Origin of the sequence: Roseovarius litoreus (genome assembly GCF_900142765.1) — a bacterium.
Taxonomy (GTDB): Bacteria; Pseudomonadota; Alphaproteobacteria; order Rhodobacterales; family Rhodobacteraceae; genus Roseovarius; species Roseovarius litoreus.
In genome coordinates this window covers 112,937-132,190 of record NZ_FRCB01000005.1, presented here as the reverse complement: position 1 = coordinate 132,190, position 19,254 = coordinate 112,937, and the positions used below count along the sequence as shown (strand labels likewise).

The window sequence follows — 19,254 nt, the reverse complement described above, 5'->3', positions numbered from 1 at the left end:
TCAGGCCGGACAAGCACTCATCGCCGGATCAGTGGCACATGCGGCGCGGCGTCTTCCGGGATCAGCCCGATCAGCCTTGGATCGGGCGCGATCTCGATCTCGCGTTTATAGGGAACAAACCCGCTGCGACGGTAGAATTCCAGCGCGGCGGGATGATCCAGCGTACAGGTATGAACGTGAAACCGCGTGATCCCTTCGGCCCAGGCCAGGCGGATCGCCCGATTCATCATCCAGCGCCCGGCGCCGCCCCCGACCGCCTGCGGCACCAAGCCGAAATAGGCAAGCTCGCACTGGCCTTGCACACGGAAATCCAGCTCCAGCAACCCCATCTCGGCCTCGCCATCCATCACCGCATGGACATGCACCAAGGGATCATCCAGCAGCCTTTGCAGATCGGCACGCGCCATCTCCAGGCGCCCGAACCAGAGCCACGGATCGCCCACCCGGCGAAAGAGCCGCAGATACCACTCCGGATCGGGGCGCATCACCCGCTGCAGGCGCAACGGCACATCTGCGCACGTGCGCTCGGGCGCCGCGCTCAGCATCTCGAGATAGGTCACCACCGACGCGGTATGCCCCGCCGGCACATCGTGAAGCCCGTCCTCAAGCATCCTTGGCGACCTGCTTTTTCTTGCGCTCGGCCACGACCTTTTCGGCAAGATCGCGGGCAATGGCGAAGGCGCCCTTGATCTTGTCGCTTTCCTTGCGCCAGTCGCGCCGCACGACGATCTTGTTGTCCTTCACCTTGGCCAGACCCTTCTGGTCGCGGATGAAATCCACCAGCCCCTCGGGCGTTGCGAACTTGTCGTTGTGGAACTGGATTGTCGCCCCTTTCGGCCCGCCATCCAGCTTCGAAATCCCGGCCTTCTTGCACATCGCCTTGATGCGAACGATCAACAGAAGGGTGTTCACTTCGCGAGGCAGCTTGCCGAACCGGTCGATCAATTCGGCGGCGAAGCCTTCCAGCTCGACCTTGCTGCTCAGCCCGCTCAGCCGGCGATACAGCCCCAATCGCACATCCAGATCGGGCACATACTCTTCGGGGATCAGAACCGGCACGCCCAGATTGATCTGCGGCGCCCACTGCCCATCATCCTCGGTCAGCCCTTCCAACTCACCGGATTTGATCTTGGCGATCGCCTCTTCGAGCATCGATTGATAGAGCTCATAGCCCACATCGCGCATCTGCCCGGACTGTTCCTCGCCCAGCAGGTTGCCCGCGCCGCGAATATCCAGATCCTGACTGGCCAGCGTGAATCCTGCCCCAAGCGTGTCCAGCGACCCCAGAACCCGCAGCCGCTTTTCGGCAGCCGGCGTCAGCCGCGCGCGCGGCCGCGTTGTCAGATAGGCATAGGCCCGCGTCTTCGAGCGTCCGACCCGGCCCCTGATCTGATACAGCTGGCTCAGCCCGAACATATCGGCGCGGTGAATGATCATCGTGTTGGCCGTCGGAATATCCAACCCCGACTCCACGATCGTCGTGGCCAGAAGCACGTCATACTTGCCGTCGTAGAACGCGTTCATCCGGTCATCCAGATCGCGCGCGGCCATCTGGCCATGCGCGATGACGTAGGACACTTCCGGCACCTGCTCGGAGAGGAACGCCTCGATCTCTGGCAGGTCGTCGATGCGCGGCACCACGAAAAAGCTTTGCCCACCCCGGTAATGCTCGCGCAAGAGCGCCTCTCTGATGGTCACCGGGTCGAACTCGCTCACATAGGTCCGGATCGACAGCCGGTCGACAGGCGGCGTGCCGATGATCGACAGATCCCGCACGCCGGATAGCGACAATTGCAGCGTGCGCGGGATCGGCGTCGCCGTCAGCGTCAGCACATGCACATCCGAGCGCAACTGCTTGAGACGCTCCTTGTGCGCCACGCCAAAGCGTTGCTCCTCGTCGATGACAAGCAGCCCGAGGTTCTTGAACCGGATGTTCTTGGCCAGAAGCGCATGGGTGCCCACCACGATATCCACAGTGCCACTGGCCAATCCCTCGCGCGTGAGGTTGGCGTCACGTTGCGAGACGAACCGCGACAGCGGCCGCACCGTGACCGGAAAACCCCGGAACCGTTCGGCAAAGCTCTGGTAATGCTGGCGCGCCAGCAGCGTGGTCGGCGCCACAACCGCCACCTGCACCCCCGACATCGCCGCCACAAAGGCCGCGCGCATCGCGACTTCGGTCTTGCCAAAGCCCACATCGCCGCAAATCAGCCGGTCCATCGGGCGACCGGCATCCAGATCGGCAAGAACATCCTCGATGGCGCGCAACTGGTCATCGGTCTCGGTATAGGGGAAGCGCGCCGAGAATTCTTCCCAGGCGTGGTGTTCCGGCTCCAGCACCGGGGCACGGCGCAATTCGCGCTCGGCGGCGATCCGGATCAGCCTGTCGGCCATCTCGCGGATGCGCTCTTTCAGGCGGGCTTTCTTGGCCTGCCATGCGCCGCCGCCCAGCTTGTCCAGAAGCCCCTCTTCATGGCCGAACCGGCTCAGCAGCTCGATATTCTCGACCGGCAGGTAAAGCTTCGATCCTTCGGCATATTCCAGCAGCAGGCACTCATGCGCGGCCCCAGCGGCCGTGATCACCTCGAGCCCCTGATACCGGCCCACCCCGTGATCCACATGCACCACCAGATCACCGGGGCTCAGGCTTTGCGCCTCGGTCAGGAAATTCTCGGCGCGGCGGCGTTTCTTGGGGGCGCGGATCAACCTGTCGCCGAGCACATCCTGTTCGGCGATCACCGTCAGGTTGGGCGCCTCGAACCCATGCTCCAAGGCCCAGACCGCCAGATGCAGGCCGCGCGCCCCGATCCGGGTGGCATTGGCCACCGGCACCGCGCCGATCAGCCCCTCATCTTCCAACAGCCCCTCAAGCCGTTCGCGTGCCCCGTCCGAGTAACTGGCCACCAGCACAGGTCCAGCCGCCAGCTTGGTCTCGATATGGTCCTTCAGCGCCCCGAAAAGGCTCAACGACTCGTTCTGGCGCTCGGGCGCGAAATTGCGCCCGATCCGGCCGCCCGCATCGATAACGCCCGGTCCGGTCGCTTGTGGCAGTGGATTGAACTGCATGACACGCCGCGTGCCCACCGCCGCCTGCCAGCCTGCGTCATCAAGATACAAAAGCCCCGGCGGCACCGGCTTGTAGAGCGTGCCTTCGCGGCTTTTCTGCGTCAGTGCATGCACGCGGGTGTCGTATTGATCGGCGATGCTGTCCCACCGCGACAAGCGCGCGGCGCTCACCTGATCGTCCAGCGTGATCGTCGCATCGGGCAGATAATCGAACAGGGTTTCCAGCTTTTCATGGAAGAACGGCAACCAATGCTCAATCCCCGCATGTTTGCGTCCCGCACTCACCGCCTCGTAAAGCGGATCGTCGGTGCCCGCGGCGCCGAACTCGATCCGGTAATTCTGCCGAAAGCGCGTGACGGCGGCATCGTCAAGGATCACCTCGCTGACCGGGGCCAGCTCGATCTGCTCCAGTTTGTCGGTGGTGCGCTGCGTCGCGGGATCGAAGCGGCGCAGACCATCCAGCACGTCACCGAACAGATCCAGCCGCACCGGGCCTGTTTCCCCCGGCGGGTAGATGTCGATGATACCGCCGCGCACCGCGTAATCGCCCGGCTCCATCACCGTGGGCGCCTGACTGAAGCCCATGCGCACCAGAAACGCCTTGAGCCCAGCCTCGTCGATGCGCTGGCCCACCTGCGCGATGAAAGCGGCCTCTTTCAGCACCTCGCGCGCCGGCACGCGCTGCGTTGCCGCGTTCAGCGTGGTCAGCAGCACGAAATGGCGCGGCATCCCATGCACCAACCCCGCCAGCGTCGCCATCCTCGCCGCCGAGATATCGGGATTTGGCGAGATCCGGTCATAGGGCAGGCAATCCCAGCCCGGAAAGCGGATCACCGGCATATCGGGCGCGAAAAAGCGCAGCGCATCGGCCATCGCCGCAAGCCGCTTGTCGTCGCGCGCCACATGGGCCACCGGCGCGTCGCGCCGTTCGACCTCGTTCAGGATGAGGCGCGCGTCGAAACCTTCGGGCGCGCCGCCTATGGTGATGTGATCGGATCCGCTCATGCCCTGCCCGATACAATCAGCTTGCGCAGGGTGCAACCGCCGCTGTGTGCCGCCTCAGCCACCCAGAACGCCGATGGTCATGTTCTGCAACATGCCCCACATCGCCGTCACGAAGATCGAGATCATGCCGATCACCTGCGTGAGCAGCCGGTGGCGATAGAGCTGCCTGTAAAGCGCCTCGCCCTCCAATGCGCGGACCTTGATCTTGCGGGCGGTCCGCAAGGACAAAAGCCCCACGATGCTCATAGGAAAGCCCAGCAGAAACAGCGCCTGCGCGAATTCCTTGTGATAGACAAAGCCCAGCAGGAAGGCGACCGTGATTGTGAAACACACGAATGCAGCCAGCAACAGCCCGGATTCCCGCGCGATATAGAGAATGCGGTTGGCGTTGATGCGCACCAGATCATGCAGGTCGATCACGGTTTGCGCATCCTCCGGGCCCTTGGCCTTTCGCGCCCGGATCACCACATCCCAAGGCACGCCAAGCACCCAATGACTTGTCGATGACCACAGCACCGCAAGGGCAATCCAGAACCACAGATTGCTGAAACTGCGCATGTCGATGAGTTCGAAAACGGTCTCGTACCAATCCAATAGATCATTCCACCTTAATTCGCCGGACAGTCTTAGCGCCGCCCTCGGGCAATTCCTACCCTTGAGATACGCGAATTTACGTGCCACTCAAGGAACAGAGTTTTCTTCAGGACAGGTCCATGAAACCCACCCAAGCCGCCTTTCCCGCCACCCGCCTGCGCCGCACACGGTCCACCCCCGCCATCCGAGCCCTGGTTGCGGAAAACACGCTGACCCCGGCCGATCTGATCTGGCCGGTCTTCGTGCGCGACGGCGAGGGCGTCGAAGAGCCGGTGCCTTCCATGCCCGGCGTGATGCGCCGCAGCGTCGACAAGGTGGTCGAGGCCGCCCGCGAAGCGCATGACTTGGGAATTCCGGCCATTTGCCTCTTTCCCTATACCGGTGCGGCAAACCGCACCGCCGATTGCGCAGAAGCCTGGAACCCCGACAACCTGTCCAACCGCGCCACCCGCGCGATCAAGGACGCGGTGCCCGATATCGTGGTGATGACCGACGTGGCGCTCGATCCCTATTCGGATACCGGCCATGACGGATTTGTGGTGGATGGCGAGATCGTCAATGACCAGACAGTCGAAGCGCTTGTGCGTCAGGCGCTGTCACAGGCGCAGGCCGGGGTCGATATCATCGGCCCCTCCGACATGATGGATGGCCGGATCGGCGCGATCCGCACCGCGCTCGAGGCCGAGGGCCATCAGAACGTCATGCTGCTCAGCTATGCCGCGAAATACGCCAGCGCCTTCTATGGTCCCTTCCGCGATGCCGTCGGCGCGTCAGGCGCGTTGAAGGGCGACAAGAAGACCTATCAGATGAACCCCGCCAATACCGACGAGGCGCTGCGCTGCGTGGCCCGCGACCTGGCCGAGGGCGCCGATATGGTCATGGTCAAGCCGGGCATGCCCTATCTGGATATCTGCCGCCGCGTGAAGGACGAATTCGCCGCCCCCACCTTTGCCTACCAGGTGTCCGGCGAATACGCGATGATCCAGGCCGCGGCGATGCAAGGCTGGATCGACGGCGAGCGCGCGATGATGGAAAGCCTGATGGCCTTCAAGCGCGCGGGCTGCGATGGCGTGTTGAGTTATTTCGCCCCGGCTGCCGCGCGCCTCATGCAAAACGGGCGATAAGCCGCGCGGACGCACGGCCAGCGGGCGTTGAGGCGTGACATGCGGCAAGAACCGGCCTATAGTTCGCAGCACCGGCGCAGAAGAAGACCGGATTGATGTCAGGCAACGAACAGGCAACACCATGAGCAAACTCACTCGACGCGCCTTCACGCTCGGCGCTATGGCAGGCACGCCCCTTCTGGCTGCCTGCGGCAACGGCGTAGGTTCCAACAACGCGCAGAAAATCGACGCCCGCGTCGATACCACGCTGAATTACCTCTATACGCAGTATCCGAATACCCGCGATCTGGCCGCCAAATCGACTGGTATGCTTGTCATGCCGCTGGTCACCGAAGCGGGCTTTCTGTTCGGTGGCGGCTATGGCCGCGGCGCATTGCGGATCAACAACACCACCGTGGATTATTATTCCGCAACCAAGGGCAGCGTCGGGCTGCAGATCGGCGCGCAGCAATTCGCCCATGTGCTGTTCTTCATGACCGAAGACGCGCTGGAGCGGTTCCGCCGGTCCTCGGGCTGGGTGGCCGGCGCCGATATCGAATATGTGTTCAACGATCGCGGCGAGAATATCCGCGCCGACACGACCACCAGCACGGCCCCCGTGGTCGCGGTGATCTTCGGCCAGGCGGGCGCCATGGCCGGCGCATCGCTCGAAGGCATCAAATATACGCGCATCATCCCCTGATCCGCCCCTGATCCGTCCGGTGGCAAGACAGGCTTGGGGGCTCTGCCCCCGCCGTTGAAATCCCTCAAGGGGGATTTCAACGCCTCCCCCGGGATATTTCCGGCCAGAAGAAACGCAGGATGCGGCGTTCAGTGCAGGGTGAATTCGCCCACGACCTGGCGCCATTCCCCCGGCGCGATCAGCTTGCGATGGGTGAACTTGACCGAATGCAGCGGACCCTCGATCTCATCCTGCCAGAACTCGACGAATTTGAACAGGCGCGGATGATCGGGCGCCGTGTCGTAATCCTGCCAGATGAAGGTGTTCAGCACATGGGTGTAATCGGGCATGCGGTAATAGAATTCCGCCGTGGTCAGCCCGTAGCCCTTCAGCATCATTTCGGTCTCGCTCATCGCCATGGATCTGCTCCTGTTGGTCGCCGTTTCTTGATTGTACGGGAATCATGCCTGAAAAAATTTACTTTTCAATAAAAACAGTGTGTTAGCACATGCATATGCTGGCTGCCAAAGGCGGACGGGAACAGGCATTGCACCCAATATCCGCGCTCTGATATAGTTTCGACAACAATATCTAGAGTATACAGGACAGGACGGGCCAGCACGTGAACGATACGCCGCAACCACCTGAAGACATGGAAGAAAATACTCCAGAGCGTCCGCAGTACGGCGGGCCGACGATTTCGATCGAGGACGAAATGAAGACGTCCTATCTGGATTACGCCATGTCGGTGATCGTCAGCCGGGCGATTCCCGATCTGCGCGATGGTCTGAAGCCGGTGCATCGCCGCATCCTTTATGCGATGCATGAAGGCGGCAACACGCATGACAAGCCCTATCGCAAATCGGCCCGTGCGGTGGGCGATGTGATGGGTAAATACCACCCCCATGGCGACAGCGCGATCTATGACGCGCTGGTGCGCATGGCACAGGATTTCTCGATGTCGCTGCCGCTGCTGGACGGCCAGGGCAATTTCGGCTCGATGGATGGCGATAACGCCGCGGCGATGCGCTATACCGAAGTGCGCATGGACAAGCCCGCGGCGGCGCTGCTGGCCGATATCGAGAAGGACACCGTCGATTTTCAGGACAATTACGACGGCAAGGATCTCGAACCCACCGTATTGCCGGCGCGGTTTCCCAACATGCTGGTCAATGGCGCGGGCGGCATCGCCGTCGGCATGGCCACCAACATTCCGCCCCATAACCTTGGCGAGGTCTGTGATGCCACGCTGGCGCTGATCGAGAATCCCGATCTCGGCTCGGAAGACCTGATTGACTACATCCCCGGGCCGGACTTTCCCACCGGCGGCATCATGCTGGGCCGCTCGGGCGCGCGAAAGGCCTATATCGAGGGGCGCGGCAGCGTCGTGGTCCGGGCGAAAACCCGGATCGAGGAAATCCGCAAGGACCGCTATGCCATCGTCATCGACGAGATCCCCTATCAGGTCAACAAGGCCGCGATGATCGAGAAGATCGCCGAAACGGTGCGCGAGAAGCGGATCGAGGGGATCGCCCATGTGCAGGACGAATCCGACCGGCACGGTGTGCGGGTCGTGGTGGAGCTCAAGCGCGACGCCACCGCCGAGGTCGTGCTCAACCAGCTCTTCCGCTTCACGCCGATGCAGACCTATTTCGGCTGCAACATGCTGGCGCTCAATGGCGGACGCCCCGAGCAGCTGACCCTGTACGGCTTTCTCAGTGCCTTCATCGCCTTCCGCGAAGAGGTCGTCGCGCGGCGCACCGCCTTCGAGCTGCGCAAGGCACGCGACCGCAGCCACGTGCTCTGCGGTCTGGCGGTCGCGGTGTCGAATGTCGATGAGGTGGTGGCCACCATCCGCGCCTCGGCCGATGCGGCCGAAGCCCGCCACAAGCTGATGACGCGGCGCTGGCCCGCCGGCGACATCCTCGAATATATCGCGCTGATCGACGATCCGACCCATACCGCGAATGACGACGGCACCTATAACCTGTCCGAAACGCAGGCCCGCGCGATCCTCGATCTGCGTTTGCAGCGACTGACGCAACTGGGCGTCAAGGAAGTCACCGACGAGCTGCAGGAGCTTGCCGCCAAGATCAAGGAATATCTCGCCATCCTCGCCAGCCGCGAGCGCATCATGGAGATCATCGCCACGGAGCTGCGCGAGGTCAAAGAGCAATTCTCGGTGCCGCGCCGCACCCAGATCGTCGACTGGTCGGGCGACATGGACGACGAGGACCTGATCGAGCGCGAGGATATGGTCGTCACCGTCACCCAGGGCGGCTATATCAAGCGCACCGCCCTCGCCGATTTCCGCGCCCAGAAACGCGGCGGCAAGGGGCTGTCGGGCATGGCCACCAAGGAAGAGGATGTGGTCACCACGCTCTTCGTGGCCAACACCCATACCCAATTGCTGTTTTTCACCACCGACGGCATGGTCTACAAGCTCAAGACATGGCGCCTGCCGCTTGGCGGGCGCACCTCCAAGGGCAAGGCGATCGTCAACATCCTGCCCATCCCCCAAGGCGTATCGATCGCGGCGATCATGCCCGTCGACCGCCCCGAAGAGGAATGGGACGATCTGCAGATCATGTTCGCCACCACCGCAGGCGACGTGCGCCGCAACGCGCTCAGCGATTTCACCAACGTCAAGCGCAACGGCAAGATCGCGATGGACCTGCCCGAAGGGATCGAACTGGTCAACGCGCGCATCTGCGACGAGGGCGACGACATCATGCTGGTGACCAATTCGGGCCGCGCGATCCGCTTCCCCACGACCGAAGTGCGCGTCTTCAAGGGCCGCAAATCCACCGGCGTGCGCGGCATCCGCCTGCAAGGCGATGACCGTGTGGTGTCGATGTCCGTGATCCGCCATTTCGATGCCTCCGCCGACGAGCGCGCCGCCTATCTCAAGATGCGCCGCGCATTGGCCGGAGCACCCGATGACGGGGAAGAACCCGAAGCCCCCGCCGGCGACATCACGCCCGAACGGTTCGAAGAGATGCAGGCCGCCGAAAACCTGATCCTCACGATCAGCACGGGCGGCACCGGCAAGCTCAGCTCCAGCCACGATTATCCGGTGCGCGGACGCGGCGGCATGGGCGTGCAGGCCATGGACAAGGCCATGCGCGGCGGGGATCTGGTGGCCTCCTTCCCGGTCGAGATCGACGATCAGATCATGCTGGCCACCTCCCGTGGGCAGTCGATCCGTGTGCCCGTGGACGGTATCTCGTTCCGTTCGCGCAGTGCAGGCGGCGTCAAGGTCTTCGACACCCGCAAGGGCGAAGAAGTGGTCTCGGTCGCCTGGATCGCCGAAAAAGGCGATCAGGACGACAATGCCGCCAGCCCGTCCGAGACTTCGGAAGAAGATATCTCCAGCTAAGTCGTCAATCCGGCGCGCCTTTTTCGGGGGCGCCGGAAAAACGGCTGGCGTTAAGGGTCTGGAAATTCCGTTGAGTCATCATCGCGCGATGACCGAAACGGGGGCCAGGCGCCATGACGACCTATATCTGCTTGATCGATCTGCGCGACACGGCCAAGGCGCTGTCTTTCGCCGCCGCACTGGATGCGTGGATGTCCCATCTCAAGGCGCAGGGGGTGATCCGCTCCTGGCGCCTCAAACGCCGCAAGCTGAACCTCGCCTCACAGTGCTTTCGGGATTTCCTGTTGGAAATCGACGTGAACGACCTTGCGCAGCTCGAACAGGCGTTTCGCTTCGCGGGCCGGCGGGATGACGACACCGCGCGGCTCTATGCGATGGTGCATGACCATGTGGGTCAGGCGGATATGGCGCTCTATCGCCCCTTCCCCGATCCCGAACGTGCCGAACGCGTGGCGCTCATCTGATGGCCCTGTCCGTCAGCACGGCCTGTGTACCGGCAGTTTTGCGCGCGCATCGCCCGGCCTCACAGGGTCTCCACCGTTCCCGTCACCCCCACGAGCGTCCCCAGAAGCCCCAGGATCGAACGCACCGCCGATACCGGCGATTCCGTCGCAAGCAAGGTGTCGCCGGGATGGATCTGGAACTGGCGTGCCGCGAACAGCCCGTCGGCACTGGTCAGATCCAGTGTGAACACCACCTGCCGCATATCCGGCCCGGCCATGCCCGGTTTCAGGTCCTTTGCCTGATAGTCGCGCAGCACCAGAATGCCCTTCGGATTGGCCCGCGACGCCTGCAGCCCGCCCATCACCGACAGCGCTTCCATGGCACTCATCCTATCGCGCTCGAAATACACCAGCTGCTGCGTGCCCGCGGCCCCCAACACGTTGAAACTGCGGTCATCCTCGATGATCGTGATCTGATCGCCACCGCGCAGGCGCACGTTGCGCGCGGGCGTGCGCAGCAAATCGGCCGCCAAAATGTCATAACCCCGACCGTCGCGCTGCAAGCGCACCAGCGGGTTGCGCAGCCCCGGATCGATGCCTCCGCCTTGCGCGATCACGCTCAGGATCGTCGTGGCGCGGCTGTCCAGCGGATATCGTCCCGGCGATGCCACCCCGCCCACCAGATCGACCGCATTGTTGCGCCCCGGCTCCACGGAAAGCTGCACCTGCACGGACGGGGCGATCTCTTCCAGCCGCGATTGCAGCACGTTGCGCGCAGCCCCCGTGGTCATGCCGCGCACCTCCACATCGCCCACATAAGGCACAAAGACCGTGCCATTTTCGGACACGGTCATCCGGGGCAGCTCGGTCATCTTGCTGCCGACCCCCGCCAGAAGCGAATTTTCCTGCGATTCCCAAACCGCCATGTCCAGCGTGTCACCGGTCAGGATCACGCCCGAATCCGGGCCTTTGTCCTTGGGCAGCCAATGATAATGCCCCGACCAGCCCGTGACGGGCCATTGCGCCAGCAGCGGGGTGCTCTCGCGGGTCACCGCGACCACCTGAAAACCGGGGGTTTCGGACTGTTGTTCCGTCAGGATCTCGGATTGCAGCGCCGCACCGCGCGGCAGCGCGCATGCCGACAAAAGAACCGCGCAGACAAGCTGCATCACAACGAACCGGATCCGAACCAAGGCACTCACCCCAAACACATGCTCACCACGGTACAATCTTAGACACCACAGTTCCCCAAATGAAACCCTCTTTAGTTGTCCCGCACTTGGAGCGATCGTCGACCATGCCGGATATGTCACATCAACCCTTGGTCCATCTGACCGGCTTTAATCTCCGCGTCTGCGCCGCCGCGACAGGCTGGCGCCTTGTCGGCCGGTCGCGCCTAAGCGCGTTCTTGCACGCTCAAACGCGCCTGTCGCATGGGTGCCGGGGCATGGTCCCGACATGACACCCGGCAAACGGATCTTCGACCTGCTCCTCGCTCTGGTCCTCGTACTGGCGCTTTTACCGGTGATGGGCCTCATCGCCGCATTGATCGCCCTTTGCGACGGCAGGCCGGTGCTCCACCGCTCCGAGCGTATGAAAACCCCCGATGACGGCTTCATCCTCTGGAAATTCCGCAGCATGCGCCCCAGTGCCGAGCCGGATGGGGCCACCGGGGGCGACAAGGCTGCGCGCATCACGCCCTTGGGCCACACCCTGCGCCGCTCCCGTCTTGATGAACTGCCGCAGCTTTTCAACATCCTGCGGGGCGACATGAGCTTTGTCGGCCCCCGCCCGCCCCTGCGCCGCCATGTCAAGGATCATCGCAACCTCTATGCCCGCGTCCTGCGCAACCGGCCCGGTCTCACCGGCCTTGCGACACTGCGCTTTCACCGCATCGAGGACCGGCTGCTCTCGGTCTGCCGCACGGCGCATGAAACCGAGCAGGTCTATGCCACCCGCTGCATCGCGCGCAAGGCGCGACTCGATCTTCTCTGGGCGCGCCATGCCAGCCTGTGGTTCGATCTGTGGCTTTTGGTGCAAACCGTCTCGAGCCTCTGGCTCCGACCTGCCGTCACCCGGGATAAAGATCGCCGAATTTCTCTTCGAGATAGGCCATCAGCGGCGCCGCCGACGGCGCCTGCCCGCCGCAGGCCTGGGTGATCGTCTCGCGCGGGCTGTTCAAACCGCCATGCCGCTGCACCGCCGCGCGCAGCCAATCCGTCGCCGGGGTCGGATCGCCCTGCGCCAGATGATCGTCCAGATCCGGAACCGCCCGCCGCAGCGCCTCGTGCAGACACCCGGCATAGACATTGCCCAGACTATAGGTCGGAAAATACCCGAACAGCCCCACCGACCAATGCACATCCTGCAGCACACCATGCGCGGGCCGGTCCACCGGATAGCCGAAATCGGCGGCAAAGCGGTCATTCCACGCCGCCTCCAGATCCCTCACCTGCAGATCGCCCGACACCAGCGCCCGCTCCAGATCGAAGCGCAGCATGATATGCAGGTTATACTGCACCTCATCCGCCTCTGTCCGGATATAGCCCCGGTGCAGCCGGTTCACCGTGGCATAGAACGCATCCTCGTCCTGCACCCCGATCTCGCCAAAGGCATCCCGCATCCGCCCGTACAGGAAATGACAGAACGCCCGGCTCCGGCCCAACTGGTTCTCATAGATGCGGCTCTGGCTTTCATGCACGCCCATCGACACGCCATGCCCCACCGGCGTCAGATGCCAGTCCCGGTCGATCCCCTGCTCGTAACAGGCATGACCGACCTCGTGGATCGTGGAATAGAGGCAATTGAACGGATCATCCGCGCTGGTGCGCGTCGTGATCCGCGCATCATCCCCCGACCCGGACGAAAACGGATGCACCGCCTTGTCGATCCGCCCCCGCGTGAAATCATAGCCGAACCTTTCGGCCAGTTCGCGCGACAGCCGCATCTGCGCCGCCTCATCGAACGTACCGCTGATCGCCCTCAGCTCTGGCCCCTCCAGCGCGCGCAAACGCAGCCGCACCAGCCCCTCGCGCATCTCGTCGAACATCGCCTGCAGCTCGGTCGCCGTCGCCCCCGGCTCGAACGCATCGAGCAGCGCATCATAGACATCGCCGCCACCCGCGAGCGCCGCCCCTTCCTCGCGCTTGAGCGTCAGAACCTCGGTCAGGACCGGGGCGAACGCCGCGAAATCATTGTTCGCGCGCGCCTCGGCCCACACGCCTTGCGACCGCCTGGTCAGCCGCGCCAGCGCCGTGGCCAGATCGGCCGGCACGCGCACCGCGCGCTCGTAACTCCGACGGATCAGCCGCAGCTGCGCCGCACCCGCCTCGTCCGGCGCCTGCGCTTGCGCCAACCAGTCGGCCACCCTCGGATCGGTGCGCCGCGCGTGCAGCACACTTTCCATGGCCCCCATTTCTTCGGCCCGTTGCGCGCCCGCGCCACGCGGCATGACCGTTTCCTGATCCCATGACAGCCGCCCCGCCACCTGCGCCAGCGCTTCGGTCTCGCGGGTGAACGTCATCAGATCATCGAACGCCGCCATATCTTACCCTCTTACGGATTGCGCCCTCGGATACAGACTCAGGAACCGTGCCCGCAGGATCAGCACCCATAATAGCACAGCCAGAAGTTGATGCACGATAGCAACCTGCCATGCAGCGATGTAAAGAACAGTGACGATTCCAAGCACGATTTGCCCGCATAGCGCGATAAAGGCCGCGTTAAATGCTGTCCGCGTGGCCGCGTTGGCGCTGCGCCGGCCCTTGAGCCAGACGACAATCGCAAAGGCCAGCAACGCGTAACCCACCGTGCGATGCACGAATTGCACCAATCCGGGGTTCTCGAAGAAGTTCCGCCAGCCCAGATCGGCCATCCAGAAATCAGGCGGCAGAATACCCCCCGCCATCAGCGGCCAGTCCGTATAGCTGCGCCCGGCATCGATCCCGGCCACCAGCGCACCGATGAGAATCTGCACGAAGGCGAAGTGCAGCCAGCCGGTCGACAACCCATAGAGTTTGGCTTCCTTGCCGCGCCTTGCCTGCAACAGCTCGCGCTCCTCCCGGCCAAGCGCCATCACATACCACGCGATCAGGCCCAGAATGACAAAGGCCAGCCCCAGATGCGTCGCAAGCCTGTACGAGGCCACATCCAGCATCTCGCCTTGCAGCCCCGAACTGACCATCCACCAGCCGATCGCGCCCTGCGCGCCACCCAGAACCCCAAGGAAAAACAGCCGCCCGGTCCAACCCGGCGGGATTTGCCGCGTCGCCAGGAACCCGAAAAAGCCGACGGCCCAAACCAGCCCGATGACCCGTCCAAGCTGCCGATGACCCCATTCCCACCAATAGATCACCTTGAACTCGGCCATACTCATGCCCTTGTTCTGCAACTGATATTCGGGGATCTGCCGGTATTTCTCCAACTCGATCTCCCATTCGGCCGCAGACATCGGAGGCAGCGCGCCGGTCACCGGCTTCCATTCGGTGATGCTCAGCCCGCTATCGGTCAGGCGCGTGAGCCCGCCCACCCCGATCATCAGCACCACAAGCGCAAAAAGCACGATGAGCCATGCCCGCACCAGCCCGCGCGCGCCCCTGCGCCCGGCGTCGATCATGCCGCCCTTCGGCCCCTCAGGCCGAGGTCCCGCCTCGGCTACATCTTCGAAAATGCTGCGTTTTTCACCCATCTGCATCATCCTTGCCTGATCGCTGTGCACGATAGTGCGCAGCCCCATACCCTTCAAGCGCGCTCAGTCGCCCCGGTCCTTCCACCGGACCATCTGCCGCAGCACCCCGTGCAGGGTCTGCACATCGGCCCGCGTGAGCGGCATCCGGCTCCACATGTTGCGCAGGTTCAGGCGCATCCCTTCCGCCTTGTGCTCGGGAAAGAAAAACCCCGCCTCGCTCAGCCGCGCCTCATAGTGATCGGCCAGCTTCTCGATCTCGATCTGTTCGGCCCAGTCGGCGCGCGCCATGTCCACGCGCTCGGGCGTGATCGCGCCTTGCGCGCGGCGCCATTCATATCCTGTCAGCAGCACGCATTGCGCAAGGTTCAGGCTGGGAAAGTCGGGGTTCACGGGCACGTTGATGATCGCATTGGCCTTGGCGATATCCTCGTTCTCCAACCCGGCGCGTTCCGGCCCGAACAGCACCGCGACCCGCTCTCCCGCCGCAATCCGCTCGGCGGCGACCTGCATCGCGCGTTCGGGGCTGAAGACGGGTTTCGTCAGCCCCCGGGCGCGCGCCGTCGTGGCCATGACGAAATGGCAATCGGCCACCGCCTCGGCCACATCCGCCGTCAGCTGCGCCTCGTCCAGAAGCCGCCCCGCGCCGCTCGCCATCGCGACCGCCTTGGGATTGGGCCAGCCGTCGCGCGGCGCCACAAGACGCATCCGGTCCAGCCCGAAATTCCACATCGCCCGCGCCGCCGCGCCGATATTTTCGCCCATCTGGGGGCGCACCAGCACAAAGGCGGGCTGTGGAGTGTCGGTGGGCATGGCGGTCTCTCCTAGCGGCTCTGCGGGTCTCATAGCCGGGCCGTCACAGGCTGAAAAGCCCCGGCTCCCGTCTTTCGGCCTGCCGCGCAACGCGCGCTCTGTTCACCAATGGCCTGACCGGCCCCGATACCGATGCGATACCGACGTGATACTGACGCGATACCGAAGCGGTTTTGCGCCGTTAACCAAGGCGAAAGCGGGTGATTCGACGACTCGTTAACGATCGGGTGGCGCTGCGCGGTCCTTGTCCCTGCCCTCGGGCACCGGATCATAGCCGCACCCGCCCCATGGGTTGCACCGCAGGATGCGCCTCAGCGCCAGCCACCCGCCCTTGATCCCGCCATGGGTCTCAAGCGCCTCGAGCGCATATTGGCTGCAGGTCGGCTGATAACGGCAATTATGCCCGACCCATGGCGAAAAGATCAGCCTGTAGGCCTTGACCGGCCATGACAGAATGCGCGCCAGCGGTGTCATTTTGTCTTGTTGTGCAAATGGGTTAGCGCCGTGCGCAAATCGGATTTCAGCGTCTCGAAGGGCAGCGCGGCGGTGACGTTGGCCCGCCCGATCAGCACATAATCCCAGCCCGGCCTCGCCGCATCCGGCAGCACCGCGCGCGCCACTTCCCGCAAACGGCGCTTGGCGCGGTTGCGCGCCACGGCGTTGCCGACCTTCTTGGAACAGGTAAAGCCCACCCTCACAGTGGCCTCCCCGTCCTTACGGTCGCGAGCCTGCACCACCATCGAGGGCATCGCCTTCCACTGCGCGCGCGCCGCCCTGAGAAAGTCAGCGCGTTCCACAAGTGTCTGAAGACAAACGGAAACCGCCGGGGGCTGGTTCCCCGCATCGCTGTCGGGGGCCTCCGGCGGTACCATGTTCGTTGTCCTTGACCCGCGGATCAGGCGCTCAGCGATTTCCGGCCGCGCGCACGACGTGCGTTCAGGATCTTGCGGCCAGCCTTGGTGGCCATACGCGCACGGAAACCATGGCGGCGCTTGCGAACCAGGTTCGAGGGTTGGTAGGTGCGTTTCATCGCTCCGTCTCCGGTCTTGTCGGGCGGCGCCTTGCGGGAATCGCGGCCAACCCGTGTATAGGTTTGAGGCCCGGTCTATAGTGGCCCCTCGAGCGCAAGTCAAACCCGCCTCGCGCCTTTTGAAACAAAAACATGCAACCGACCACCCCGGCCTGTCACAATCGCGTCCGAACAAGCGCAAAACGGGGTTTTTCAATCACCCTGCATCACCCCCGCGTGAACCCTATGGCCAAGTTCCCGCGCGCCCCGCATCTTGGCGCATGACACAAGCCCGATGGACCAAACCCCATGAATGACATATCCGATAGCGACAAGCCTGAACAGCGACCCAGCCTGTGGCGCCACGCCCCGCTTGCCGCCATCCTAAGCGTGGCCGTTCTGGGCGCCTTCACCCTTGGCGATCTGATCAATTTCGACACGTTGCGCGACAATCGCGAGGCGCTTCTGGCCTTCCGCGACGCCAATTTCGCAGGCTTGGCTCTCGCTTTCATCGCCATTTATATCGTGATCGTGGCCTTCTCCCTGCCCGGCGCCGCCGTCGCCTCGGTCACGGGCGGGTTTCTCTTTGGACTGGGCCTTGGCACCGTGTTCAACGTGCTCTCGGCCTCGCTTGGGGCCTTTGCGATCTTCTGGGCTGCGCGCCTTGGGCTAGGGCAGACGCTTGCCGCCCGGATCGAGACGTCCGACGGCACGCTCAAGCGCCTCAAGAACGGCCTGCATGATAATGAAATCAGTGTGCTTTTTCTGATGCGCCTTGTGCCCGCAGTCCCGTTTTTCGTGGCCAATCTGCTGCCTGCTCTGGTCGGTGTGCGCTTTGTCAATTTCGCGCTCACAACGGTTTTGGGCATCATTCCGGGCGCGATCGTCTTTACCTGGATCGGCGTCGGGCTGGGCGAAGTCTTCGACCGGGGCGAGCGCCCTGACCTCTCGCTTTTGTGGGAGCCTCAGGTGCTGGCGCCGATCCTTGGGCTGTGCCTGCTGGCGGCCCTTCCCCTCGTCATCAAGGCCCTTCGCGGCCGCAAGGATATCTGACCCATGAGCGATTTGAAAACCGACCTGCTGGTCATAGGGGCCGGGTCCGGCGGGCTTTCGGTGGCCGCCGGCGCCGTTCAGATGGGCGCCGATGTCATCTTGCTGGAAGGCCACAAGATGGGCGGCGATTGCCTGAATTACGGCTGTGTTCCTTCCAAGGCGCTGATCGCGTCGGGCAAGGCGGCCCATGCGCAGGCCCATGCCGCCCCGTTCGGTGTCGCCGATGTCACGCCCGATGTAGATTACGCCGCCGCCAAGGACCATGTTCAGGACGTGATCGCGCAGATCGCCCCCCATGACAGCGTCGAGCGGTTCGAGGGTTTGGGGGTGCGCGTCATCAGCGAATATGGCCGCTTCCTATCCCCCACCCAGGTTCAGGCGGGCGCGCACAGGATCACCGCAAGGCGCATCGTGATCGCAACCGGGTCCTCGCCATTTGTGCCGCCGATTCCGGGCTTGGATTCAGTGCCTTACGAGACGAACGAGACCCTTTTCGATCTGCGCGAGCGGCCCGAACACCTGTTGGTGATCGGCGGCGGTCCGATCGGGCTCGAGATGGCGCAGGCCCACAGGCGCCTTGGCAGCAAGGTCACCGTGATCGAAGGCGCGCGCGCCCTGGGCCGCGACGATCCCGAAACCGCAGGCGTGCTTCTGGACGCCTTGCGCGGCGAAGGGATCGACATCGCCGAAGACGCCCTTGCCAAAGAGGTGCGCGGCACGGCTGGCGCAATTGAGATCGAAACCGAAGACGGCCGCCTCTTCAAGGGGACGCATCTGCTTGTCGCCGTCGGACGAAAAGCCAATATCGACCGGCTGAACCTTGACGTCGCTGGGATCAAGACGACCCGCACGGGCATCAAGGTCGATGCCGCCCTCAAGACCACCAACCGCCGTGTCTATGCCATTGGCGATGTGGCAGGCGGGCTGCAATTCACCCATGTCGCCGGCTATCACGCCGGCATCGTGATCCGCTCCGCGCTGTTCGGCCTGCCCGCCAAGGCAGGCACCGCCCATATCCCTTGGGTCACCTACACGGCGCCCGAACTGGCGCAGGTGGGCCTCACCGAAGAACAGGCCCGCCGCGAGCATGGCATCTATCTCGAGGTGGTCCGCTTCCCCTATGCCCAGAACGACCGCGCCATCGCCGAACGCAAGACATCCGGACTCATCAAGGTGATGGTCGCCCGTGGCCGCCCCGTGGGCGTGTCGATCGTCGGCGAACAGGCGGGCGAGCTGATCAATCTATGGGCCTTTGCCCTCGCCAACAGGCTCAAGATGAAACATGTGGCCAATATGGTGGCGCCCTATCCAACATTGGGGGAGTTGAACAAACGCGCCGCAGGTGCCTATTTCTCTCCCAAGCTGTTTGATAATCCTAAGGTAAAGAAAGTCGTGGGGCTGGTGCAGCGCTGGCTCCCTTGAT

The 19,254-nt window shown here is 63.7% G+C and carries 18 protein-coding genes; 7 read left to right on the top strand and 11 right to left on the bottom strand.

The features are described 5' to 3' along the window. Positions 1–17: 17 nt before the first annotated feature. Genes F3H35_RS11335 through F3H35_RS11325 form a run of 3 tightly spaced genes read right to left on the bottom strand, consistent with a single transcriptional unit; the run spans position 18 to position 4,665 of the window. Positions 18–611, bottom strand: coding sequence for a GNAT family N-acetyltransferase (locus F3H35_RS11335; RefSeq protein WP_149779698.1), 594 nt, complete (start codon positions 609–611; stop codon positions 18–20). Next, on the bottom strand, positions 604–4,071 hold the full coding sequence (gene mfd / locus F3H35_RS11330) for a transcription-repair coupling factor (protein WP_149779697.1): 3,468 nt from the start codon (positions 4,069–4,071) through the stop codon (positions 604–606). Before mfd ends, F3H35_RS11335 begins: the two co-directional genes overlap by 8 nt. 54 nt (positions 4,072–4,125) lie before the next feature. Beyond that, a complete protein-coding gene (locus F3H35_RS11325; RefSeq protein ID WP_149779696.1) occupies positions 4,126–4,665 on the bottom strand; it encodes a component of SufBCD complex in 540 nt (179 codons plus the stop codon). A 119-nt stretch (positions 4,666–4,784) separates the two neighbouring features. Between F3H35_RS11325 and hemB the strand changes: the two genes are divergently transcribed. Together hemB and F3H35_RS11315 are read left to right on the top strand one after the other, a co-directional pair. Beyond that, entirely contained in the window at positions 4,785–5,789 is a 1,005-nt protein-coding gene (gene hemB / locus F3H35_RS11320) for a porphobilinogen synthase (protein ID WP_149779695.1), read from the top strand. A gap of 121 nt (positions 5,790–5,910) precedes the next feature. After that, positions 5,911–6,471, top strand: coding sequence for a lipid-binding SYLF domain-containing protein (locus tag F3H35_RS11315; protein WP_149779694.1), 561 nt, complete (start codon positions 5,911–5,913; stop codon positions 6,469–6,471). Between the two features lie 128 nt (positions 6,472–6,599). Here F3H35_RS11315 and F3H35_RS11310 read toward each other — a convergent pair whose 3' ends face one another. Beyond that, entirely contained in the window at positions 6,600–6,869 is a 270-nt protein-coding gene (locus tag F3H35_RS11310) for an usg protein (RefSeq protein WP_007815470.1), read from the bottom strand. A gap of 233 nt (positions 6,870–7,102) precedes the next feature. Between F3H35_RS11310 and gyrA the strand changes: the two genes are divergently transcribed. Both gyrA and F3H35_RS11300 read left to right on the top strand, forming a co-directional pair. Further along, positions 7,103–9,829, top strand: coding sequence for a DNA gyrase subunit A (gyrA, locus tag F3H35_RS11305; RefSeq protein ID WP_149779693.1), 2,727 nt, complete (start codon positions 7,103–7,105; stop codon positions 9,827–9,829). A 113-nt stretch (positions 9,830–9,942) separates the two neighbouring features. Then, positions 9,943–10,293 carry a DUF6614 family protein gene (locus F3H35_RS11300; protein ID WP_007815474.1) on the top strand — a complete coding sequence of 117 codons (351 nt, stop codon included), beginning with the start codon at positions 9,943–9,945 and terminating at the stop codon, positions 10,291–10,293. Between the two features lie 59 nt (positions 10,294–10,352). Here the strand turns inward: F3H35_RS11300 and F3H35_RS11295 are convergent, their stop codons facing one another. Beyond that, positions 10,353–11,465: a polysaccharide biosynthesis/export family protein gene (locus F3H35_RS11295; RefSeq protein WP_317510555.1), complete on the bottom strand. Its 1,113-nt coding sequence runs from the start codon at positions 11,463–11,465 to the stop codon at positions 10,353–10,355. A 265-nt stretch (positions 11,466–11,730) separates the two neighbouring features. Here F3H35_RS11295 and F3H35_RS11290 point away from each other — a divergent pair, with 265 nt between their 5' ends. Next, on the top strand, positions 11,731–12,432 hold the full coding sequence (locus tag F3H35_RS11290) for a sugar transferase (RefSeq protein WP_149779692.1): 702 nt from the start codon (positions 11,731–11,733) through the stop codon (positions 12,430–12,432). On the opposite strand, the gene F3H35_RS11285 is transcribed toward F3H35_RS11290, so the two are convergent. The 6 genes from F3H35_RS11285 to rpmH all read right to left on the bottom strand — a co-directional run bounded on the left by F3H35_RS11285 (position 12,344) and on the right by rpmH (position 16,799). Further along, on the bottom strand, positions 12,344–13,816 hold the full coding sequence (locus F3H35_RS11285) for a carboxypeptidase M32 (protein WP_149779691.1): 1,473 nt from the start codon (positions 13,814–13,816) through the stop codon (positions 12,344–12,346). The two genes, F3H35_RS11290 and F3H35_RS11285, sit on opposite strands and share 89 nt — an antisense overlap. Before the next feature lie 3 nt (positions 13,817–13,819). Further along, the gene (ctaA, locus tag F3H35_RS11280; protein ID WP_149779690.1) at positions 13,820–14,959 is read right to left on the bottom strand and encodes a heme A synthase; all 1,140 of its coding nucleotides are present in this window, start codon (positions 14,957–14,959) and stop codon (positions 13,820–13,822) included. Positions 14,960–15,022: 63 nt separating this feature from the next. After that, positions 15,023–15,769, bottom strand: coding sequence for an RNA methyltransferase (locus F3H35_RS11275; RefSeq protein WP_149779689.1), 747 nt, complete (start codon positions 15,767–15,769; stop codon positions 15,023–15,025). 216 nt (positions 15,770–15,985) lie between these two features. After that, positions 15,986–16,243: a membrane protein insertion efficiency factor YidD gene (gene yidD / locus F3H35_RS11270; RefSeq protein ID WP_007815490.1), complete on the bottom strand. Its 258-nt coding sequence runs from the start codon at positions 16,241–16,243 to the stop codon at positions 15,986–15,988. After that, positions 16,240–16,641 (bottom strand): ribonuclease P protein component, encoded by a 402-nt coding sequence (rnpA, locus tag F3H35_RS11265; protein ID WP_149779688.1) that lies wholly within the window; start codon positions 16,639–16,641, stop codon positions 16,240–16,242. The genes yidD and rnpA overlap by 4 nt, the downstream gene beginning before the upstream one ends. A gap of 23 nt (positions 16,642–16,664) precedes the next feature. Beyond that, a complete protein-coding gene (rpmH, locus tag F3H35_RS11260) occupies positions 16,665–16,799 on the bottom strand; it encodes a 50S ribosomal protein L34 (protein ID WP_005980833.1) in 135 nt (44 codons plus the stop codon). Positions 16,800–17,087: 288 nt separating this feature from the next. Here rpmH and F3H35_RS11255 point away from each other — a divergent pair, with 288 nt between their 5' ends. Next, positions 17,088–17,831 (top strand): TVP38/TMEM64 family protein, encoded by a 744-nt coding sequence (locus F3H35_RS11255; protein ID WP_149779687.1) that lies wholly within the window; start codon positions 17,088–17,090, stop codon positions 17,829–17,831. Between the two features lie 3 nt (positions 17,832–17,834). After that, positions 17,835–19,253, top strand: coding sequence for a dihydrolipoyl dehydrogenase family protein (locus tag F3H35_RS11250; RefSeq protein WP_149779686.1), 1,419 nt, complete (start codon positions 17,835–17,837; stop codon positions 19,251–19,253). Position 19,254: the final 1 nt, after the last annotated feature.

Coding starts and splice junctions, on each gene's coding strand:
- F3H35_RS11335 (WP_149779698.1), bottom strand. CDS start 611: ATGCTTGAGGACGGGCTTCACGATGTGCCGGCGGGGCATACCGCGTCG.
- mfd (WP_149779697.1), bottom strand. CDS start 4,071: ATGAGCGGATCCGATCACATCACCATAGGCGGCGCGCCCGAAGGTTTC.
- hemB (WP_149779695.1), top strand. CDS start 4,785: ATGAAACCCACCCAAGCCGCCTTTCCCGCCACCCGCCTGCGCCGCACA.
- F3H35_RS11315 (WP_149779694.1), top strand. CDS start 5,911: ATGAGCAAACTCACTCGACGCGCCTTCACGCTCGGCGCTATGGCAGGC.
- F3H35_RS11310 (WP_007815470.1), bottom strand. CDS start 6,869: ATGGCGATGAGCGAGACCGAAATGATGCTGAAGGGCTACGGGCTGACC.
- gyrA (WP_149779693.1), top strand. CDS start 7,103: ATGGAAGAAAATACTCCAGAGCGTCCGCAGTACGGCGGGCCGACGATT.
- F3H35_RS11300 (WP_007815474.1), top strand. CDS start 9,943: ATGACGACCTATATCTGCTTGATCGATCTGCGCGACACGGCCAAGGCG.
- F3H35_RS11290 (WP_149779692.1), top strand. CDS start 11,731: ATGACACCCGGCAAACGGATCTTCGACCTGCTCCTCGCTCTGGTCCTC.
- F3H35_RS11285 (WP_149779691.1), bottom strand. CDS start 13,816: ATGGCGGCGTTCGATGATCTGATGACGTTCACCCGCGAGACCGAAGCG.
- ctaA (WP_149779690.1), bottom strand. CDS start 14,959: ATGGGTGAAAAACGCAGCATTTTCGAAGATGTAGCCGAGGCGGGACCT.
- F3H35_RS11275 (WP_149779689.1), bottom strand. CDS start 15,769: ATGCCCACCGACACTCCACAGCCCGCCTTTGTGCTGGTGCGCCCCCAG.
- yidD (WP_007815490.1), bottom strand. CDS start 16,243: ATGACACCGCTGGCGCGCATTCTGTCATGGCCGGTCAAGGCCTACAGG.
- rnpA (WP_149779688.1), bottom strand. CDS start 16,641: ATGGTACCGCCGGAGGCCCCCGACAGCGATGCGGGGAACCAGCCCCCG.
- rpmH (WP_005980833.1), bottom strand. CDS start 16,799: ATGAAACGCACCTACCAACCCTCGAACCTGGTTCGCAAGCGCCGCCAT.
- F3H35_RS11255 (WP_149779687.1), top strand. CDS start 17,088: ATGAATGACATATCCGATAGCGACAAGCCTGAACAGCGACCCAGCCTG.
- F3H35_RS11250 (WP_149779686.1), top strand. CDS start 17,835: ATGAGCGATTTGAAAACCGACCTGCTGGTCATAGGGGCCGGGTCCGGC.